General features: G+C 60.0%; 18 protein-coding genes and 3 pseudogenes. 12 read left to right on the top strand and 9 right to left on the bottom strand.

Features of this window, described 5'->3' with window-relative positions; all coding sequences use genetic code 11:
* Nucleotides 1-2: 2 nt before the first annotated feature.
* The gene (locus H5J25_RS01945) at nucleotides 3-1271 is read right to left on the bottom strand and encodes an MFS transporter (protein ID WP_225883282.1); all 1269 of its coding nucleotides are present in this window, start codon (nucleotides 1269-1271) and stop codon (nucleotides 3-5) included.
* 347 nt (nucleotides 1272-1618) lie between these two features.
* Between H5J25_RS01945 and H5J25_RS01940 the strand changes: the two genes are divergently transcribed.
* The 4 genes from H5J25_RS01940 (at nucleotide 1619) to H5J25_RS01925 (ending at nucleotide 7730) form a co-directional block, all read left to right on the top strand.
* Nucleotides 1619-4576 carry a TonB-dependent receptor plug domain-containing protein gene (locus H5J25_RS01940; RefSeq protein ID WP_225883281.1) on the top strand — a complete coding sequence of 986 codons (2958 nt, stop codon included), beginning with the start codon at nucleotides 1619-1621 and terminating at the stop codon, nucleotides 4574-4576.
* Between the two features lie 12 nt (nucleotides 4577-4588).
* Complete coding sequence (locus H5J25_RS01935) at nucleotides 4589-5563, top strand: mannonate dehydratase (RefSeq protein ID WP_318781342.1); 975 nt, start codon at nucleotides 4589-4591, stop codon at nucleotides 5561-5563.
* The gene (locus H5J25_RS01930) at nucleotides 5560-6291 is read left to right on the top strand and encodes an SDR family NAD(P)-dependent oxidoreductase (protein WP_202094192.1); all 732 of its coding nucleotides are present in this window, start codon (nucleotides 5560-5562) and stop codon (nucleotides 6289-6291) included. Before H5J25_RS01935 ends, H5J25_RS01930 begins: the two co-directional genes overlap by 4 nt.
* Nucleotides 6292-6512: 221 nt before the next feature.
* The gene (locus tag H5J25_RS01925) at nucleotides 6513-7730 is read left to right on the top strand and encodes a hypothetical protein (RefSeq protein WP_202094190.1); all 1218 of its coding nucleotides are present in this window, start codon (nucleotides 6513-6515) and stop codon (nucleotides 7728-7730) included.
* Nucleotides 7731-8032: 302 nt separating this feature from the next.
* On the opposite strand, the gene H5J25_RS01920 is transcribed toward H5J25_RS01925, so the two are convergent.
* Nucleotides 8033-8749: an IS6 family transposase gene (locus tag H5J25_RS01920; protein ID WP_202094187.1), complete on the bottom strand. Its 717-nt coding sequence runs from the start codon at nucleotides 8747-8749 to the stop codon at nucleotides 8033-8035.
* A 292-nt stretch (nucleotides 8750-9041) separates the two neighbouring features.
* Here H5J25_RS01920 and H5J25_RS01915 point away from each other — a divergent pair, with 292 nt between their 5' ends.
* On the top strand, nucleotides 9042-9773 hold the full coding sequence (locus H5J25_RS01915) for a Crp/Fnr family transcriptional regulator (protein WP_202094185.1): 732 nt from the start codon (nucleotides 9042-9044) through the stop codon (nucleotides 9771-9773).
* Between the two features lie 242 nt (nucleotides 9774-10015).
* Here the strand turns inward: H5J25_RS01915 and H5J25_RS01910 are convergent, their stop codons facing one another.
* Entirely contained in the window at nucleotides 10016-10444 is a 429-nt protein-coding gene (locus H5J25_RS01910) for a hypothetical protein (protein WP_202094183.1), read from the bottom strand.
* Between the two features lie 254 nt (nucleotides 10445-10698).
* Here H5J25_RS01910 and H5J25_RS01905 point away from each other — a divergent pair, with 254 nt between their 5' ends.
* Nucleotides 10699-11460, top strand: a complete 762-nt coding sequence (locus tag H5J25_RS01905; protein ID WP_202094181.1) for a Crp/Fnr family transcriptional regulator — start codon at nucleotides 10699-10701, stop codon at nucleotides 11458-11460.
* Between the two features lie 255 nt (nucleotides 11461-11715).
* Here the strand turns inward: H5J25_RS01905 and H5J25_RS20465 are convergent, their stop codons facing one another.
* The gene (locus tag H5J25_RS20465) at nucleotides 11716-11940 is read right to left on the bottom strand and encodes a DUF6894 family protein (protein WP_404829601.1); all 225 of its coding nucleotides are present in this window, start codon (nucleotides 11938-11940) and stop codon (nucleotides 11716-11718) included.
* 180 nt (nucleotides 11941-12120) lie between these two features.
* Between H5J25_RS20465 and H5J25_RS01900 the strand changes: the two are divergent.
* Nucleotides 12121-12702, top strand: a pseudogene (locus tag H5J25_RS01900) (IS3 family transposase); the annotation flags it as partial.
* 134 nt (nucleotides 12703-12836) lie between these two features.
* Here H5J25_RS01900 and H5J25_RS01895 read toward each other — a convergent pair.
* The 3 genes from H5J25_RS01895 to H5J25_RS20460 all read right to left on the bottom strand — a co-directional run bounded on the left by H5J25_RS01895 (nucleotide 12837) and on the right by H5J25_RS20460 (nucleotide 14266).
* Nucleotides 12837-13523 (bottom strand): Crp/Fnr family transcriptional regulator, encoded by a 687-nt coding sequence (locus tag H5J25_RS01895; RefSeq protein WP_202094179.1) that lies wholly within the window; start codon nucleotides 13521-13523, stop codon nucleotides 12837-12839.
* A 193-nt stretch (nucleotides 13524-13716) separates the two neighbouring features.
* Nucleotides 13717-13926, bottom strand: a complete 210-nt coding sequence (locus H5J25_RS01890; RefSeq protein ID WP_202094177.1) for a hypothetical protein — start codon at nucleotides 13924-13926, stop codon at nucleotides 13717-13719.
* 184 nt (nucleotides 13927-14110) lie between these two features.
* Nucleotides 14111-14266 (bottom strand): hypothetical protein, encoded by a 156-nt coding sequence (locus tag H5J25_RS20460; protein ID WP_225883279.1) that lies wholly within the window; start codon nucleotides 14264-14266, stop codon nucleotides 14111-14113.
* A gap of 425 nt (nucleotides 14267-14691) precedes the next feature.
* On the opposite strand from H5J25_RS20460, the gene H5J25_RS01885 reads away from it, so the two are divergent.
* From H5J25_RS01885 to H5J25_RS20455, 3 genes and pseudogenes are all read left to right on the top strand, one after another.
* Nucleotides 14692-15045, top strand: coding sequence for a response regulator (locus H5J25_RS01885; protein WP_202094175.1), 354 nt, complete (start codon nucleotides 14692-14694; stop codon nucleotides 15043-15045).
* A gap of 9 nt (nucleotides 15046-15054) precedes the next feature.
* Nucleotides 15055-15468 carry a hypothetical protein gene (locus H5J25_RS01880; protein WP_202094166.1) on the top strand — a complete coding sequence of 138 codons (414 nt, stop codon included), beginning with the start codon at nucleotides 15055-15057 and terminating at the stop codon, nucleotides 15466-15468.
* Between the two features lie 144 nt (nucleotides 15469-15612).
* Nucleotides 15613-16103: pseudogene (locus H5J25_RS20455) on the top strand (IS3 family transposase); the annotation flags it as partial.
* Here the strand turns inward: H5J25_RS20455 and H5J25_RS21490 are convergent.
* Nucleotides 16092-16193, bottom strand: a pseudogene (locus tag H5J25_RS21490) (IS110 family transposase); the annotation flags it as partial. The pseudogenes H5J25_RS20455 and H5J25_RS21490 sit on opposite strands and share 12 nt — an antisense overlap.
* A gap of 260 nt (nucleotides 16194-16453) precedes the next feature.
* On the opposite strand from H5J25_RS21490, the gene H5J25_RS01875 reads away from it, so the two are divergent.
* Nucleotides 16454-16966 carry a hypothetical protein gene (locus H5J25_RS01875; protein ID WP_202094164.1) on the top strand — a complete coding sequence of 171 codons (513 nt, stop codon included), beginning with the start codon at nucleotides 16454-16456 and terminating at the stop codon, nucleotides 16964-16966.
* A 574-nt stretch (nucleotides 16967-17540) separates the two neighbouring features.
* Here H5J25_RS01875 and H5J25_RS01870 read toward each other — a convergent pair.
* The gene (locus tag H5J25_RS01870) at nucleotides 17541-19358 is read right to left on the bottom strand and encodes a hypothetical protein (protein WP_202094162.1); all 1818 of its coding nucleotides are present in this window, start codon (nucleotides 19356-19358) and stop codon (nucleotides 17541-17543) included.
* Between the two features lie 328 nt (nucleotides 19359-19686).
* Here H5J25_RS01870 and H5J25_RS01865 point away from each other — a divergent pair, with 328 nt between their 5' ends.
* On the top strand, nucleotides 19687-20112 hold the full coding sequence (locus H5J25_RS01865; RefSeq protein WP_202094161.1) for a hypothetical protein: 426 nt from the start codon (nucleotides 19687-19689) through the stop codon (nucleotides 20110-20112).
* Nucleotides 20113-20215: the final 103 nt, after the last annotated feature.

Here is a 20215-nt window from a genome sequence, read left to right as displayed (position 1 = left end):
CCTCAGCGCGCTCGACTGCGCCCGGCTGCTATCGTCGTCAACAGCAAGGCCCCGGCGGCCAGGAAGACACTGGCAATCAAGACGAAGCCGCCTGCGAGTCCATAATGGTCCTTCATCGCGCCCATCGCCCAGGGTGCGATCGCCCCAAGGATGAATCCCGAAGCGATAAGTAAGCCGAGGACCGTCGATCGCAACCGATCTTCAACGATGTCTATGATCGCCGCGAACAGGTTCGCATCATATACACCGCGTGCCAGACCGAAGCCCGCCAATCCGATGAACATGACCAACGGCGTGGCGGCCGTCGCGACCAGCAGCACCCACGGCGCGCAGACGACCAATCCCAGCCCCATCGTCAGCAGCCGGATCCTCGGCCAGCGCGCCACCCAGCGATCGGTCAAGACGCCTGCGGTCAGCACGCCGATATAGGCCGCCAGATAGTGCCACAGGACGGCATGGAACCCCGCGGCAGTGATGCCATAGCCGAACCGTTCCCGCAGCAGCGTGGGCGTCCAAGTGAGGAAGCCGACCGTGCCGAACACCATCGCCCCGAATGCGACGAGTTGCACGATCAGGGCCGGGCGTGAGGCAATCAGGCGGATCGCTTCGCCGAATGGCGCGAGATCGACGCGGACGCGGGTTGCGCGAGGCGCATGCTGCCGTTCGCCACGGCCGGTCCGCCAATGGAAGATTGCCGCCCATGCCAGCCCGGCGACGCCGTACACCAGAAAGGTCGAACGCCAGCCGTAGTTTTCGGCGATCCATCCGCTCAGGAGTGATCCGAGCACGATGCCCGAATAGTTTGCCGTTTGGTGGATAGACAGTGCACGGGCCCGCGTCCGATCATGGGTTTCGCTGATCAGCGATGCTGCGGCGGGGGCGTAAAATGCCTCCCCTCCCCCGGTGGCGACGCCGCGCAAAAGTATCAGCGCGACCATACCGGAGGCAAACCCGGTCGCCAACGTCCCCAAACTGAACAGAACAAGGCTGAACACCACGATGCGCCGCCGGTCGAACAGATCGCCAGCCAGTCCAGCGACGGGCACCAGCACGCCCAAAGCGATCGTGAAGACGGTCGCTATCGCTCCCACCGCCTGGTTCGAGAGATTTAGATCGGCTTGGATAAGCGGCAGGACGACGTTGAACACCTGCCGGTCGGCTTGATTGAGGAAAAACGCGACCCACAGCAAACCAACCAGACCCCAGTCCGGAGATACGCCGACGCAATGAGTCGTCCCGTTCTCGCGCGGCAACTGCCGATCTGGCTCCATGATGATCACTCTCCCGTAGCTCCTCACGAGCCTACAATCCCGGTACAAGCAAGTTCCAGAAAATCCTAGCGGTTCAAATCAGAAAATAAACCTCCCTTGAATTGACCGCATCTGAATTCGTGAGTACGCATGGGCGCCAACAAGGGAGAAAGTCGTGAGCGGGGCCAGATCACCGGCAGCCTCCGTCGGCGCGGCGTCAGAACGGTTCACGCAAGGCATTTAGAGTTCGGCTGAGTCAAACAACGTAATCAATCGGTGCAATCGCAGGTTGGGGAAGCTTCCACAAAGAAGCGCGTCTGATCTGACAATGACCGCCATGCAGGCGGCGTCTTTTTTAGGGGAGTGATATGATGTCCACGTACAGCGAAATTCGTCGTTGCTGGCTGACCGGAGCCGCCACGATCGCCCTTGCCACCGCCGCGCAGTCCGCCGGCGCGCAAACCGTCGATACGCCTGCGATTCAGCCACAGGGGACGCCACCCGGGACCATCCAGACCGATCCGGTCGCCACCGATGATAATGCAGCGAGCGCAACGCAGGACATCGTCGTGACCGGGTCGCGCATCCGGTCGCAGAATCTCAAGTCAGAAGCGCCTATCCAGTCCGTAGGCGAGGAGGCGATCGAGCGCTCCGGCGTCTCGCTTGCATCCGAACTGCTCACCGACCTGCCGCAATTCGGCAGCACCTTCGGCAATTCCAACCAGAACTCCAATACCGCAGCCGCCGGGTTCAACACCGGCGTCGAACTCGTCAATCTGCGCAACCTTGGTGTTCAGCGCACGCTGGTACTGGTCAACAACCGGCGTCACGTCGGCGGTGATCCAGGTACATCGTCGGTCGATCTCAACTCCATTCCCAGTTCGATGATATCGCGTATCGATGTCGTCACCGGCGCGGCATCGGCCGTGTACGGCGCGGACGCGGTCAGCGGCGTCGTCAACATCATCCTGAAGGATAACGTCGAAGATCTCACCGTTTCCGGCCGCTCCGGTATCTCCAGCCGCGGCGATGGCGGACAGGTGCAGTTCAGTGCCGTGATGGGTGGCCGCTTTGCCGACGATCGCGGGCGTTTCACGATCGGCGCAGAGTATAGCCGCGACGACGGCATAATCGCTGGAAATCGCGCTTATGGTCTGGCGGACGGATTGAACAACCGGGTCGATCTGGCGGGCGGCTCGACCGGCATCCCCGGCGGCACGATCTCCGGTGGTGCGAACGGCACGTTTATCTTCGACCTCCAGAACCGCCTCGTTCCCGCCGCAGGCCAACCATTGAGCGAAACGCGCTACCAGCGTGCGCCGCGACGCAGCCAGCTTGCTGCCAACGAACGCTTCCTCCTTTCCGCAAACGGCCGTTATTCGCTCATCGATGGCGACGGCGGCGCATCGCGCATGGAAGCCTATTTCGAAACCGGCTATGCCAATGCGCGAACCCGCCTGGCGATCGAACCCCAGGTCATTTTCTTCCAAGGCCTGCCGCGACTGGGAACAGAGGCCGAATCGCCAGCCGATGCACCCGCGATCCCGGCGAACAATCCCTTCCTCCTGCCGCTCATCCCGACGATCGGCGCCGTCCCGGCATCCGGTGTTCAGGTGCTGCGCCGCATTTCCGAGCTGGGCGATCGCGGGATTAACGTGGAACGCGAGACCTTCCGTATTGTCGGAGGTCTGCGAGGCGAACTGGCCCAGGGCGTCAACTACGACATCTATTACCAGCACGGCACCGTCCGGGCGGTTCAGGAAGATACCGAGGTGTTCGACCGGTTCCGGCTGGCTGCGGCGTTGAACGTCGACAATAACGGCACCCCGACGAACCTTGCGGACGATCGCTGTGTCGATGCGCGCTACCGCTCGCTCGGATGCATTCCACTGAACGTGTTCGGCGTCAATTCGATCTCCCCGCAGTTTCTCGCCTATGCCGTGATCCCATCGGTATCGGTGACGAAGGCGACGCAGGATGTTGTTTCGGGCTATATCAGCGCCGACCTGTTCTCCCTGCCCGGCGGCAAGGCGACGATCGTCGGGGGTGGCGAATATCGGCGGGAGTCGGTCCGCTACGATCCCGCGGCCTCGAACCTCGATCGATCCAGCTCGGTGCGCTTTCTGGATGCATCGGACGGCAGCTACACGGTCACCGAACAATTTGGCGAGGTGCGCCTGCCATTGCTGCGCGACCTGCCATTCGTCCGCGCGCTCAGCCTCGGCGGCGCGGCGCGCTACAGCAAGTACAGCACGATCGGCAGCGAGTTCACGTATAACGTTCGTGCGGACTGGATGGTCGACAGCTGGCTGCGGTTGCGCGGCACCACCGGCACGGCGGTTCGTGCGCCGAACATCAACGAACTGCGCGCACCGCAGAGCCGCGCGAATAGTACAGCATTCGACCCGTGCGACCGGTTCACGGACACCGGCGCGCCGATAACCCTGTCGGCCGTGCGCGCCACCAACTGCACCACCGCATTGGGCGCGTTGGCGGCGACGTTGAACCAGACGCAAATCCAGCGCGATACCGTCGCGTCGCAGAATTCGGGCAATCCGAACCTGACTGCGGAAAAGGCCCGTACCTATACCGGCGGTGTCGTCTTCACGCCGCAGGCTTTCCTGCGCGGATTGTCGTTGTCCGCCGATTACTACCAGATCAAGATCGACCGGGTCATCTCGACCCTCAGCGTGCAGGACACGGTGAACCAGTGCTACGATCAGGCGGGCCTGCCCGGCGTTTTCTGTGATCGCGTATCGCGAGACCCCGTCAATGGGCAGTTGATAGGGGTCAACAACCAGCTCTTCAACGCGGCTACCGAAGAGGTTCAGGGGGTCGACGTCCAATTGCTGTACGGCCTCGGCCTCGGCAATGTCGGTGGAGCACCGGCGCGTCTCAATCTGCGCGGCAGCTATGCCTTGTTGCTCAAGCACGATTTCGTTGCGCGCGCGGGGGCGGCGGTGGACCGGCGCGTGTCGCAGGTGGGCGACGCTCGCCACCGCGTTCAGGCCGGCGCAACCCTCGCGCTTGGATCAGGCCGATTCAGCTGGGACACCCGCTTCGTGTCGCGCAGCGTCGCCGACACGACCGCAACGGGGGCCGCGGCCCTCAACAACACCGTCCCGAGATATTTCGTTCATGATGCGCAGATTAGCGTCGACGCGACGCGCAGCCTGCGGCTCGATTTCGGGCTGCAGAATGTGTTCGACAAGCAGCCCCCGATCGTGACCAATCCGTCTCGTACCGTATCCGGCGGTACGATTGCTGGTGGGGTTTACGATGTACGAGGACGCTATTTCTACGTTTCAGGTGTCGCGCGTTTCTGAAGGATCCGGGCGATGATCCCGACGATGCTTTTAACGCCGCCGGAAGATCGGCGGTGGGGCATCGCTCGACAAATGGGGGTGACCCATACGATTGCGAAGCTGGCGCCGGAGCTGACGGGGGATGACCCGATCGACGATCGCGCCGCTCTGGACCGGCAAATCGCTCGCTACCAAGCGAGCGGTTTGACGATTGCGGGCCTGGAGGGCGACCAGTTCGACATGTCCCGCATCAAGCTGGGGCTGCCCGGTCGTGACGAGGACATTGCGCGCTATCGTGCGATGCTGGCCAACATGGGCGCGGCGGGCATCCGGTTGCTATGTTACAACTGGATGCCGCTAGGATGGCTGCGCAACCGCTTCGACCTTCCTGCGCGGGGCGGGGCGACCGTCACCGGCTATCGTCACGACAGCGATGCCGAGGCCGCGTGCGGACCGGTGATCGACAGCGATACACTCTGGGCGAATTACGAATATTTCCTGGCCGGTGTGATCGATGCCGCGGAAGCGGCGGGCGTCGTCATGGGCCTGCATCCGGACGATCCGCCACTTTCGATTATCCGCGGCGTGGCGCGAATCTTCAGCACGGTCGCCGGTGTGGACCGTGCGCTTGCGCTGTCCAACAGCCCGGCCCACGCCCTGACCTTCTGTCAGGGCACGTACAGCCTGATCGAACCCGACCTTCCGGCGTTGGTGCGGCGTTGGGGAGCAGCCGGCCAGATCGCGTTCGTCCACGTCCGCGACGTGCGCGGACCCGCAAACGACTTCGTGGAAACCTTTCCCGACGACGGCCATACGGACATGGCCGCACTGTTCGCTGCCTATCGCGCGATCGGTTTCGGCGGCTATGTTCGCCCGGATCACGCACCGGACATGCTGGCAGGGACCGCGACGTTCGCAGGCGGCACAAGCGTCGGCTACAGCGCCGAGGGCATGATTTTCACCATGGGCTTCATCAAGGGCCTGCTGCTTGCGAGCGCAGCGTCGTGAATGCGCTCGATCTCACGGGCCGGACCGCTTTGGTGACGGGGTCCAGCGACGGTATCGGCGCAGGAATAGCCGATGCGCTGATGGAAAAAGGCGCACGGGTTATCCGACATGGGCTGGAGACGAGGCCGCCGCGCGGCGTCGCTGAGGCGGACTGGATCGATGGCGATCTTGCCCAACCCGAGGGTGGAGCCGTACTGGCGAAACGGGTCGTAGCGCGAGCGTCGCAGATCGACATCCTCGTCTCCGCCGTCGCGATCCAGACAAGGGCGAGCTTTGCCGAGCTTACCAGTCAGGATGTCATTCAGACGATGACGGTCAATCTGGCCGCGGGCTTTGCGCTGATGCAGGCGCTGATCCCGCCGATGGCAAACCGAGGCTGGGGCCGCGTCGTGACGATCGGCAGCGTGCAGCAACGACGGCCGCGTTCGGACATGCCGATCTATGCCGCCACGAAAGCAGGACAGGCACATCTTGCCGCCAATCTGGCAAGGCAGGTCGCCGCACGAGGCGTGACCATCAATAATGTCGCGCCCGGCGTCGTTCTGACAGGCCGTAACGCGGAAGTGCTGGCTGAGTCGGCGTATCGCGAAGACGTTCTCGCGGAAATCCCGGCCGGTCGCTTCGGCGCGGTGGAGGAAGTTGGCGCGCTGGTGGCTTACCTCTGCTCACCGGCAGCGGCCTATATCACCGGACAGGACATCGCGATCGATGGCGGCATGGGAGCATGATGGCAAAACAATGCCCTTCAACCTTCAATCATTGGCACACTATCCGCCAGACAAGGGACCGACCGTATCTATTATAGCTCCGACGCTTGAATATGCGTGGCGGCCGTTCGCAACAAAAATCGCGAAAGCAATGAAATACCCGACTCGCCTGATGTTCAATTAACCCCGCCGTTATATCTTTCAGCTGCTCGTGGCTTGGAAGAGCTTGAAGGAGCCGCGCGATGCTATCTGATATAGTTGCGAAAGATCGCATCGAAACTGTGTCGCGGTCGCCCGGCCTTATTGCGTTCTGGTCGTTTGAAGGCGCATCCGCGTCCGACGTCGTGTCGCGGTGCGACCCGTCTCTGGGCATGGCGTCGCTCCCCTTTCTTTTGAGCCAGCTCGGTGACGACAAAGCCTATCCTGTTTCCCAATGGCCCTATGCCGATGATGCCGCACGGCTGGCGTTTCCGGCCGACGGGCAGTTCGGCCGATCCATCAGGCTGAATCAGGGCCATATCTTCGGGATCGTTCCACGGACGTTGTTCGAGGGATCTTTGCTCGACATCAATCGCAGACAGGCTTTTACGATGGTGGCATGGCTGCGGTTCACCGGCGAACGCCATCTGATCGGTGGCATATGGGACGAGGGCGGATGGGACCGTTATGGCGGCCGTCGGCAAGCCGCGCTGTTTGCCGGATTGTTCGGACAACGCGGTACGATCGCCCATGTTTCGGCAACCGGCGCAGCATGTTATCCGCAATCGAATGCGGACGGAGCCCAGTATGCACGCACGCGTGCTATCGACGGGGCAACGATCGAGACAGGCGAATGGGTGTCGCTTGCCATGACATTCGATCCGGTTTTGGGTGAGGTAACCGCCTACAAGAATGGCGTCGCTACCCCGATATCATTGACCGACCCCGTTATGGCCGATGCGCTCGGGATCGACGCGGCTCTGCCGGCCAACCCGATCCAATTCCCTGCTAAGATTTTTCATCCGGATTCGACGTTACTTAAATTCTCAGGGTACGATTATAAAACCGGGCCGGTTGCAGAGCACAGGCTCACGATCGACTTCGCAAGGGGTTCGATAGAATATCAGCAGGCGGGAAAAAGGGACGCGTCTCTCTTTCGAGTACGGGGCAAGATCGTCACGAACGGCATCGTCGAGTTCGAACTTAACGAAGCTATGATGTCTGGGTCTTTCGAGCCTTCGGCGTACGGAAACGTTGCCGCGTCACTGGAAGTTCAAACGGGTGGTGGCTGGCGACAGGCCGCGGACGATGTGTATTTCACGGTCGAGGACGGCGCCCCGTTCACGTTCGGTCGAGCACCAGGTGTCGGAGATCACGGCCACGATTTCGGATCGCAAATGGATCTCTCGGGATTTGCTGTATTTAATAGAACGCTTTCGTCGGGCGAGCTGACAAATATTGCCTTTAGTCCTAATTGTTGAGGCTCGGTAAGGTCGTGGTAACGAGATTGTATTAAAATTCATTAGTTATTTGGATATAACTGTGGGACGGGAAGGATACGGAAGAGATGGCAGTTTTACAGTTTATCATAGTGAGCGGCGTCTGGCGCAAGTCCTCAAGACGATTTTGAGGCGGCTGCGGCGCCACTAATGGCGCTTACGCAGATTGATCGCTTCATAAAGCTCACCGTACCGCCCTGCGCGTTGAAGCCCCCATATCGGTGCTGTCAGTCTAATGCGAACCGCTCTCCACACGATGCAGTTTGGTCTTTGAGCGTGATTGCCTAGCTAACGATGATGCGCCACTCAGCAAGTGTGGCTGAGCGGCGTTCCTTGTAGGTCTGGCGGTCGATAAGATGGCGTTCGAGATTGAAGTGGTTGTGGACGTTGGCATGCACGCTGGCGAATTTTTGTAGCGTCTTCATTCGCCGGAATCTTAGCATCGCCCGCTCTCGTCTTCGGAACGGCAGATGACTGTTTTCCACCCGGTTGTTAGCCCAACGTCCGACCTCCTGCTTTCCAGTGTTACCCAGGTCTTTCATGGCTGCGCCATAGGAGCGTAATCCATCGGTGGTGATCGCTTCCGGGCTACCGTGGCGCTTCAGCGCCTTCTTCATGAAGCGAAGCGCTGCATCCTTGTCACGTGTCCTGGTGATGTAGCTTTCGAGGATCTCGCCCTCGTGATCGACCGCCCGCCAGAGGTAGACCATCTCACCATTCAGCTGCACGTACATCTCGTCCAGATGCCATCGCCAGTGTCGAAACCCGCGCATGCGCGATACGCGCTGTCGGCGGATATCACCGGTGAACATCGGGCCAAAACGATTCCACCACATCCGCACCGTCTCATGGCAGATGTCGATGCCGCGCTCGAAAAGCAGGTCCTCCACATTGCGCAGCGATAATGGGAAGCGAACGTACATCATCACCACCAGGCGGATCACCTCAGGCGACGAGTTGAAATAGCGGAACGGGCTGGCAGGCTTGCGGGGGCGGGGCATGCTAACGGGGATACCCGCCCCGCCTAACGATTGGTGCATTTGGTGTGACAGGGCCGGCTCGAACGATCGTCACTGCGGTTTACGCCGGGGTGGTTGCCCTATTGATTGTTGCTACCAGATTGATGCTACGCATCGAGGCCAAGCGGCGATCCGGTGCGGCTTAGCGGCAACAAAGGTTCGTTTTCATCCGAGAGCTACAGCAAAGGTGCAGAGTTAGCCTAGATCAGAGACTTGCAGGCGGATCTAGGCTCCAAAGCCCTACCAAGCATGATGCGTTTGGCGGTGAGGATCCATGCCCAGCAACGACAATGACGCCTTTTCGCAGTTCATCCGGAAGCTGGATCAGCTTGGAACCCTCAATGAGTCGGATCGCGCAGCAGTTCGATCGCTTCCCTTCCAGTCACAGGCGGTACCACGGCATTACCTGATCGTGCGCGAAGGCGAGCAAGCTACCGATTGTTGCATACTGCTCAGCGGGTATGCGTGCCGGCACAAGACCACGCAGTCGGGTGGGCGGCAAATTGTGTCATTCCACGTCCCCGGCGACATCCTCGATCTTCAGCATCTTCTGCTCGACCGTGCCGATCATAGCGTCCAGTCGATCACCGAGGTGCGGATCGCTGTGATACCGGCAGCCCACATAAAACGTCTGGCAGAAACGCATCCTGCTATCGCGGACGCCTTGTGGCGCGATAGCCTCATCGAAGCGTCGATCTTTCGAGAGTGGGTGCTGAACGTAGGACGGAGAGATGCCAAGCAACGCGTCGCGCATATGCTGTGCGAGTTTGCTTCCCGTCGGGAAAATGCCGGTCAGGGATCGCCCGAACGCTTCGAGTTTCCAATGTCGCAAGAGCAGATAGCGGACGCGACCGGCCTGACGCCTGTGCACGTCAATCGCATGCTGGCGGCGCTCGACAAGGATGGGGTGATTGTCCGTAACAATCGCGAAGTTGAGATTACCGACTGGACGCGCATGCAACAGATCGCCGACTTCAATCCAGCATACCTACACGCGGCGGCCTAACCGATGATCTCCTTGCAGCCAGTAACCCTCGACGTCGAAACGGGGGATGAGGAAGGTCAGCTAATCTTTCGAGACGGTCGACTTGTGGCCGTCGTGACTCGGCTCGGTCATCTTCACGAGGATGCTAAGGGACGATGGTATCTCGAGATGATCTTTGGCGACGTGCCGACGCCGCATCCTGACACTTTCGACAGCTTACTCGATCTGGAACGGTGGCTGTCACCAGCCTCCATGCATTAAGGCTACGCCCTACCTCGTCCCACAACAGCCCTGATATGGTCGACAACCTGATAGGCAGCAAACGGCGCTATCAGGGTGTCCGCAGACGCAAAGACGGGTTTGTAACCACTTCGTGCGACCAGCAGGAGCGGGATATTCGCAGCACCGATCGCATGCCGGCCGACGAACGCGTCGGATTCGTAAATCTGCGCATCGATAACGACGGCCTGGGCCGTCGATAGGACGCTAGCAAAGTTGCTATCCGCATCGTCTGCCAATCCCGATAGCAGCGCTACGCTTGCTCCTGCCTCGGCGAGGCTGCTGGCCAGATAGTCCGATAAAAATCCTTGTTGCTCAATCAGTGCGACACGCGTTCCCGCAAGCGGCTGGTCATTGGTTTCCATTACGCTGGTATCGAGCGCTTCGTTCGCGTCGCCAACAACCTGAAGCACTGATTCAGCTTAGGCGGCGATCGTGTTTCGCTTGCGCTGTTCGTTCACCGGAATGCTGACACTGTCTCGCGTCTGATCGCGCTCAACGATAAGGGAAGAATAACGAATTGTTTGGCCGCGACCGGTGATCAAATGATGCTGACCGACATCAGCAGACAATCGTTACAGGTGCGATATACACTGTTTATCGCCAGCGGAACTTAGGGCCTGGCGACTGAGAGATTCGTGCGCTCCCAACCCCAGGAGCCTTATCAATGTCTGACTTCGCGTCGCCGGTTGAGTCCCTAGTACGTAAACTTGCCTCTCGCCATCGCCTGGAGCCTGTTGATCGGGCGGCGATAATGACCCTGCCCTACAAACAGCGAACGTATAAGCGAGGTTCGCATCTGCTCCGCGAAAGCGATCCAAAGCGCACTGTGGTGCGGTTTCTGCAATCCGGGTTGGCATACCGGCATAAAATTACGTCAAGCGGCGCCCGTCAGATCTTTGGATTCCTGCTGTCGGGAGACACGCTCGACTTTCAGCATATCCTGTTGAACCGCGCAGATCACAACGTTCAAGCGGCGACCGCCGTCGAAGTGGTTGAAGTCGAACGACTTCCGCTCGAGAAGCTTGCGTTTTCGCACCCCGCAATAGGCCGCGCCTTATGGTTGGATAGCCTTGTCACTGCCTCTATCCTCCAAGAATGGTTGTTAAATGTCGGGCGCCGCGATGCGAGGAGCCGCGTTGCCCATTTCCTGTGCGAGTTCACCATCCGGATGGACGAGATAGGTATGAGCAGAAACGGGCAATACGAATTCCGGATCACGCAAGAACATGTTGCCGATGCAACGGGTCTGACCGCGGTACATGTCAATCGGATGCTGAGATCGTTGATGGCCGATAAGGCAATTGCCTACGAGAAGCCGTTTTTCACTGTCATTGATCGAAAGCGGCTTTGGTCTGCCGCTGGTTTCAACACCCTTTATCTCCATCTGGATCAAACGGAGACGAGGCTCGGTAGTCCCGGCCAGTGATGCCATGATCGGGAGGCCAAGCATCTATCAGGAAATATATCTGAACTCCCGTCATCGGTTGTCAGCGTATGCGGACCGGCGAATTCTGTTGCGCTTTGTTCTTGGGTTCAGCGTTGGCTTTTGATTTAAGTTACACACAAAGCCAATGGTAGGTCGCTCCGGCATCAACATTTCTGACCCTCGTCGGTGTCGGGGCAACCTGACATAACTTGGCCAGGACGATAGACCGACCGGGGCGCATAGGCACCGCGCTTGCTATCCTTGAATTATGGTAACAGCATCGCCGAACTGGAGCGTGTGCACGATAGCGCCGCCATGATCTTCGACATCAATGCGTGATCGCATATCAATCCTTCCCTTTCGAACGTCGCCAGCGATGCAATCCCGCGCGGCGTCAAGCGCGGCCTGGGCCACTTCGTCCGTCGAAAGCACAAGACCTTCTTCGTCCAACAGTCGGTCGACCCCATCGTGTAAGTGCATAAAGAATCTGGGCATGAAGGCTCCGCAGTTTGGGGCGGGAGCAAGCGCACTCTCGGTCGTCAGCGCCCTACGCGTTGCTGACAATGCGGACCCTATAACGGAGAGGCCGGGCCGCGCCTTACATCTCGATCAATAGAATCATAATTATATTGCGCGCTGTTCACGCTTACGCCCTGTCCGCTACACGACGGCTCGTGCATCCGGCTGCGCCCGGAATACCCCGGGCACGTATGGGCTTACGACTTCGTCGAAGGCCGCACGCATGATGGTCGCAAGTTCCGCATCCTGACCATCATCGACGAGGCCAGCCGGGAATGCCTGGCGCTGGTCGTGGCACGGCAACTCAAACATGAAGACGTGCTGGCGGCGTTGGCAGACCTGTTCATTACGCGTGGCCCGCCGGCCAATATACGGTCGGACAATGGCGCCGAATTTATCGCCAACGCCGTGCAGCAATGGCTCGGCCAGATCGGCGTGAAGACGCTCTACATCGCGCCGGGATCACCATGGGAGAATGGCTACAATGAAAGCTTCAACGGGTCGCTTCGCGACGAACTGCTCAATGGCGAAATCTTTTACAGCCTCGCCGAGGCAAGGGTGCTGATCGAGGCATGGCGCCGACATTACAACACCGTCCGTCCACACAGCAGCCTCGGCTACCGACCGCCGGCCCCGGAAACGGCTTCACCGCCATATCCGGCCTCCGGTTCCGCTTCGCTTCACCTCCGCCCGGATATGGCGGCGGCGAGCATAATCCACTAACAATCAACCCGGTCCACTCGACGGGGGCAGGTCACTCAGCTGTACGCCGCAGCTTGCCTGTCCGCGTCCCCATCATTGATGTTCCGGGTGCATTATGAGTGCTCCGCGTTCCGGAAAAATGCTACCGGATGTCCTTACGCCGCCTGATGGAGATAGGCTGGATTGAATTCGCCGATGGCCCGCAGCTTTTGCCAGTCAGCGATTTTGAGGAACCTATCGCCGTGGTCGAAAGCCCCCTCTTCTCTTAACGCTCGCAGCATCCGGTTTACATGCACCGCCGTCAGACCGGTCGCATCACCAATTTGCTGCTGCGTGAATGGAAGGGACACCGGGGCCTCGGATGCTATCCCCAGGTTTTGCCGCCGGGTTACGAACTCGCAGATCATGTGTGCCACACGTGTCTTTGCGTCACGCCGTCCAACATTTAGAACCCACTCTCGAGAAATCGAGGCATCAATAAGCGAGTCTTTCATGAACGCTTGAGCGATGCGGGGATGCTTTTGTGCCAGTTCGAGCAACGTTTCCCCTGCAATCCAGCCGACTGTCACATCCGTGATCGCTGTCAGATTATGGTCCGCAATCGGAAGCAGGGAGTGCTGAAGGTCGAGCAGGTCACCCCGCATGTGAAAGGATACAATCTGCCGCTCACCTTTGCGGACCAGCTTGTCCCGGCATGCATATCCTTCCACCACGATACAGCAGCGATCTACCCGATCGCCTTCGCGAACCAGATAGCGATTAGCGCGGATCGTTTCTGGCAGAAATTGAAGACAGGCCAGGGCGTAGTTATCGTCATCGCCCAGTTTGGCCAAGCGGTTCATCTTATGACGCAACGCTGCGTTAGCCGCTGAAGAGTCGACCATCCTTCAATCCCTTTCGCTGTCGGGAAACTCGCAAACGCCAATTTGGTTTCGCTACCGTGACGACGTGACTAGATGCGTTCGGATGAGCTGCCGATAACTATCGAAGCGTTCGCTCGGGGTGACTGCTTATCTAGCCCGTCACCGGTAGTTTTCAGTCGGATGGTGCTATCCGCAAGGCTCGATACGCCGCAATCTCGTCGGCAAAGTTCAGCGCCATCTCATGATGAATCGACTTCACCGCATCATCCCGCGAGGCGTGCGCCAGAACCAGCGATTGGCGGTGACGCCTTTCCAGATAATCGAGATGATCGCCTGGTTGTTCTGTTGACGCAGCCGGCACCCTAAGATCAACCTTGATCATCGTCCTTCGTCGTCTGTCTCGACGCGCGTTAGGATGCCTTCGCGCACCTTGTTCGCAGCATCCAAACAGGTCGCAAGCAACGCACCTATGAGGGGTTGAGGGGCCGTATCGGAGAGGCTTATCGACCCACCGATGCTCGCAATAACTCTGTCGATGTGATCCAGAGCCAGACTGCGCGAGCTAATCAGTATGTGGTCCAGTAAGCCTTGATTTCGGCCGCATAGCCGTCAGCAGGTGCGAAGAGTGCGATCCGAGCGCTAATGCTGTCACTGGCCGCCGCCTGCTCCCGGACATGTTTCTCATCAGAGATGAGCTTCGATATACGATCAAACGGCGACACGGCATTCTCCCGTTAAGCGGGAGCGCTCCAGCGTCTCTCAGTCGCGGCTATGCTATTAGCGAATCGCAGCGATGCACGTTCCTACCTGAGCATTTGCGTTCCAGGAAACGTTTGTTCGCACGAAGCCTGCTTCCTCAAAGTAAGGAGGCCGCACGAACGAAAAGGCGGCTCAAAGATCATCGTCGCACCAGCCGAACTCGCCAACATGCGAATATGGACGTGCGAGAGAAAGTGGCGGTCGGTCAACGATTTCCACGCTCATCACGAGACACTCGTCATCGAATGAGAGTTGCCGGTGGCGGCCGCCGATCGCTCATGTCACCCCGGATGCAACGCCACCCCAAATAACTATGCCATTGAATTTTCTGTTCTTTTATCCCATCTCATTCACATGGGTTAAGAGAACTCACCCGTTGGATAGCCTTATGTGCCATGTGCTGATCATCGAAGACGAATGGCTGATTGCCGAATATATCGAATGTCTAGCTCGCGACGCTGGCGCGACGTCTGCAACTACGGTCGATTGTGAAGACGACGCGATAGCGGCGGCGATCGACCGCAGGCCGGAGATAATACTGTCTGACGTCAATCTGCGGGTTGGAACCGGACCTCGCGCTGTCGAAAATATTCTGGAAGCCTTGGGCGCCATTCCGGTGATCTTCATCACCGCAAACCCGGGAGATTGCGTGCCGTGCGCGCCACCGGGGGTCATCCTCAATAAACCGATTCAACCGCAAATGCTGATAGATGCGTTCAAGCGCTACGCGGTTGCTGGATAAACGTCACCGATGGAACCAGAAAACGTTCTTCGTGAATATCATGATCGGCGGCGGGCGATCCTTTCTATTCTTGACATCGCGCGTCCAGACCTGAACCGGTCTCTCCCGCACGCTTGGCCAGAGCTGGAGGTGCACCGGCAAAAACTCACGGATGCGATGCAGGCATTTCAGAGGTTCAAGCACGACAAAATTTTCGATCCGATCATCGCGAGGGGACAAGGCGATAAGGTGATAGCGGCGGAACTGAAGGCCGACTGCGTAATGCTTGGGGCGCAGTACGACGCGTTTCGCCGGAAATGGACCAGCGCCGGGGCGAAAGCCAGCTGGCCCGAATATCGCCTTTCGGCAATCTCGATGATGACGACGATCCGCAAAAGCTTTGCCGAGCAAGACGCGATAGTTCGGACGCTGAAGTTAAAATGATCCCGTTGCTTGTCCAAGTCGATGATAGATATGCCCGGAGAGCCAGAAAGTTGCCGTTCCTATAGTTCATCCGAGAGCTACAGCATCGCATCGCACATTTCCATGCTGATCTGCCCCCCGTCAAGTGGCCCGGAGACTTTGATAATCTGCACCACTCAGGCAGCATCAGATGGCGTTACGAAGCACAAGCCGGGAAAATTATTGGCAAGCTGTGTGAGGTTGAGATCGTGCTGGTGTAGGGATTATCAACCGCCGATCCTTATCGACGATCGCAATCAGCGGGCAGACCTATTTACCGCTACCGCAAGAAGCAGACGACTGAAGGCCAGCCGGGTGCGGCGGGTGAAGTATCGGGAGATGAATAAACACGCGGCTACGCTGGGCGACCTCGGACGTGACCTTGGTAAAACTGGTTTTGCAGGCGGCACCGCGGGGAAAACTTTGCGCCCCGCACGGCGGCGATGCTGTATCGATCGTGTGCGACGAGAGCCTCCGATGTCTGAGAGAAGGATTTGCCGGGTGCTCGGGAAACCTCGATAGAAACAGCGTAAGGGCCGCGCCGGGCCAATGATTAGCAGGCGGTCGGCGAGGACATCATCGCATTGTCGAAGAATTACGGTTGCTACGGCTATCGGGTACTCGGCCATGTGCCAACGGATTGCATTGATCGTCTGGGCGCGCTGCCTGACCAGCAGATCGCGAGTGCGGAAGACGATCAGAAGTGCGAAACGCTTCGACGGGCCGGCCAAGCCGCCTGCCCTCGTCGAACTCGGTAGATCGAGGAGTAGCCGTTCACCCGTTAAAACCGGCTTCGGATTAACCAACCCGTTCAACACTGCTTTGAAACATCGTCGCTATCGCCCCTCCGTAGGAACAGGAGTTCAGCCGATGAAGTGGGTTTTGTTTTGCGCCGCGCCGGCTCTCGCCGCCGGGGGGGATCTACCTGCACGACCCATCCAGTGCCGGCGAAACGTATCCCCTCTCCGTGGCGGATGTCGAATACACGCTCGGCGCGATGTCGCTGCCCGACTATGTCGAGAACACCCTGGGCACCCTGCCTGGCGGCAACAGCACGCGCACCGTCGTCCCCGGCAAGTCGGTGACGTACTACTTCCACGCCCGTGGTGGCGATGCAGGGAAGTTCACCGCCGAACTTAGTGCTGTGGACGCAACGCATACCCGCGTCACGACAAGCATGACGATGAACGGCGGGGCGGATGAACTGATGAAGACGAAATACCTGCCTGTAGGCAAGGAATTCGGCGTGGTCGGTCGCGATACGATGCGCGAACAGATCGATGCACGGCTCGAACGGCGCCCGTTCGACAAGGAGGTGACCAAGAAGGCAATGGCCGGCTTTGCCGTGGCCAACATGGGTGCGATGATGAAATCGACGAACGATGTCATGGACGACGTCGCCAAGATGCAGGAGAACCGGACGGTCGAACCCGCCTTCGTCCCGGGGCCGCCGATTGTCGAACCCGTCCCCTCCCGCTGATCGCAGTTCACCCTTCTACTCGGCAGATGGAGGCATAGGCGGTTACCTGTTGCATGTGCCCCCGCACGTCGGCGGAGACCGAAACCTCCGCTGGAACCACGGCCTCAGCAAACCGGCGGCGGCACCGAAGTCTCTATACCCCGCGCGAAGCAGGCGGTCGTAGCGTCATCCGTATGCCGCGACCACGCCGGCAGCTCGTCAGACATGCTCGACCCCACCCCCTGCGGCTCTGTCTTCCGCGCCGGCACGGGGCTGGGCGGCTCCGGGCGGCTCACCGCCCGATCTTCTTTTCCGCGGTTCTTTCGGCAAAAAACGGGACTCAGCAGGTAGGAAACCGGTTTCTTCTCAGCCATCGCGATCCTCGCAACATTGTCTTCTCGCGCTGTGAACCGAGCCCTGGCCCGGGCGCATCTCCCGACGGATTGCAGACAGACGTAAGCCGTGATCCTCCGCTTGGGGCTGGGCTCCGCCCAGCGCAGTTAGGTAAGCCGTTCAATCAAGGCGCGCCTGGTTGATCCCAAGGCCGACGTCGTCGCCATCTCGCGTGTGCGGCCTTTATCTCCACCACGCTTGGTCAAAGCCGCCCGCAGCTCCGCGCAGGATCGAACCGCGCCTGCCAATCGGCCAGATTGCGACGATAACTTTCGGTCGTGCCTGACAGGCTTTCGGGCTTCTCGATCCTGGTCAACGGTTTGCCTAGCCGTAGCATCATGCGGTCCCAATCCATTTTCTCGAACCCACCCCCTGTGGGTGTGAGCAGCTCGAGAGCGGGTAGCGCGGAACGCGCAGCCGAGCCGATCAGGCACAACGCGATCCGCGCCGCGTCGACCGCATTGTCGTCGGCTTCGGGACGGCTGCGTTCCTGGTCAGGATCCATGACGATATTGCGGCGCTGTCGGTGGGTCTGCGCGATTTCGAGCAATAGCGGAACAGCGGCCCCACCCTGGTCCGCCAACCGCTTGATCAAGCCCGCAGCGCGAGTGCGGCGATCGGGGTCACGCAGGAGGCGCGCTTCGTCGGCGCTCAGCGTCGTGAACGCAGCATCGGGCCAACCGGAGAGCGTATTGCCGAGCGATTGGGTGCGTGAATCGCCGCTGATGGGGAGCGCGAGCAGCCGGACGACGATCGCCGCACGCAGGGCCGGTAAATCGTCGGCGAAGAGGTCGCGCAGCTGATAGGCCTGATCCACCGTCGCGACGCGCGGCTCACGGACGAGAGCCAGCAGCAATGCGCGGTCTGCGGACGGCAGCGGCGCGCCTTTCAGCGCATCCAGATAGCCCTTCAAGCTGGCAAAGACGGCGTCTTCGCGTCCGCGGTCGGGATCGGCGAGCGCGGCCTGCAAGGATGTCCGGAGCATCGGAAGGAATTCGGAACGGGCGGGGATCGGCGAAAACCGCAGAACGTGATCCAGCGGCCCGTCGGGACTGCGCCCGTCGTTAAGGTTCGCGCCGATTGTGCCGAACCCCCAACCAAACCGGAAGTTCTCGAGACCGCCCATCGAGGCGATCACGAACGGTAGGCTGAGCGCGCGGACCGAAACCTCGAACCGGCGCGCCAAAGGGCCGCGGCGGTCGCGCACCTCGAAATAGCGGGCCACTGCCGGTTGTGGCGACAACGACCAGGGGTTGGGGAAAGGTGCGCCGCTCGTCCATTCGCCGGAGCGGATCAGCACGTCCCAGCCGGTTCGCGCCGTTTCGCCCGCCAGGCAGACGTCGTTGCCGAGCCGCAGCGCCCAATACGCGGCGATCGCGCGGTTCTCTTCGGGCGTGGTGCCGTACAGTCCGTCTCTTCCCACCAGATCGGGATCGAGCGGCATGGCGCATTGGCCCTTGGGCAGCAGCCGATAGGTGCGGGAATAGCCATCGAGACGACCGATACCGTCGGTGATCTCGCCGTGGGATAGTCTCGCGGAGGAATTCACGGTGACGCTGCGGACGCCCGGCTCGAACAATAACGCCAGGCAGAGATTGTCGCACGAGTAGGGCCGGAAGCCGAGTAGGTTCCGGTTGGGATTGTCCCAGCGTGGAAGCCGGCTCTCGAGACGAATATCGCCCGTAGGTCTGATCGGCGCCGCCGGAATGCGATCGGGCAGATCGTATAGCGCGGCCCGCTCCCGTGCTTCGAGGATCGAGATAGTCGGAAACGCGATAAGAAGGGCGATCGTGGCAACCAGCGCCGCCGGAGTGCGCCAGCGCTCCGCCAGCCAACGCGCGCCTAGCCAGCGTAGCGCAGCGAAGATGCATCCCCACAGGAATGCAGTTGGGGCAAACCCAAGGATCAGGCCGGGAATGATGAGCAGAAAGAGCCCGAACACCACGAGGCCGGGCATTGCCAGTGCGACGAGCGCGAGCGGGCCGGTCACCGACAGATACAGTTTCAGCCAACGCGGCATCGTTCCCCCTCACGGCGTTCAAGTTGGAGGTAGCGCGCAATGGTTAACAGTGCCTCAGCGTAGTGGGTGATCCCCCGCCGCGGTCGTTCAAGCTGTCGGGAAAGTATGTGCCGACGATTGCCCAGGTTTTTGGCGCCGTAACTCTAGTCAGCAGGGCGTCTGTCAGGCCGGCACCGTCCGCCCGAAGCGTTTTTACAGGAGTCAGCGCGCGCCGTGTGCGTTCCTTCGACAGACGTACTTCTGCTGCCTCTACGCGCGTGGCAGGCCCGTCGGGACTGGCCGATGAGCCTCTTACGGGTTTTTAACACGCGTTCTCTATCGAGGCGGAATGGCACGTCTTCGCTTCCATCATCCCGCTCTACCAATCGGGATGGGTTTCGCCTTCCAGTACGTGAGCCGCAACCTGGAATCGATCGGGGACGTGCATTCGGTGCTGGGAAACAAATCGGGCGCGCTGACCTATCATTCGGCGGCCTTGATCTGCCTTCTGGGCGCATTCGCCTGTTTCATCTTCGCCGGCGTCAAGATCGCGCGCTACTTCTGGGGTCGCAAGGATCGGTATGCGCGTCCTCAATCGCCCGCACCGCTGTCGCGGAGGCGGGAGGAAACGGAGGCGGACGATACGCCGTTCGATCCGGACGCGGTCATGACACGGTATCTGGCGGAACGAGATGCTGTTGCGTCACGGACGTCTGCGTCAGGACCTTCGCCTCTCGAACCCATGCCCCGTGGTTTCGGGCGGAAGTCGAGCTGATATCAGGATAGCGGATATCGCACGTAGCTGACGCTCCCGAGGCCTTCCGATCTGGATGGTCTTGCGACGTTTTCCAACGACGTTCTCGCTACAGGACGGATAA

The organism is Sphingomonas aliaeris (assembly GCF_016743815.1).
In the GTDB taxonomy this organism is placed as follows: Bacteria; Pseudomonadota; Alphaproteobacteria; order Sphingomonadales; family Sphingomonadaceae; genus Sphingomonas; species Sphingomonas aliaeris.
Note: the sequence above shows the minus strand (reverse complement) of the source record. Positions and strands in the feature narration are given on the sequence as shown.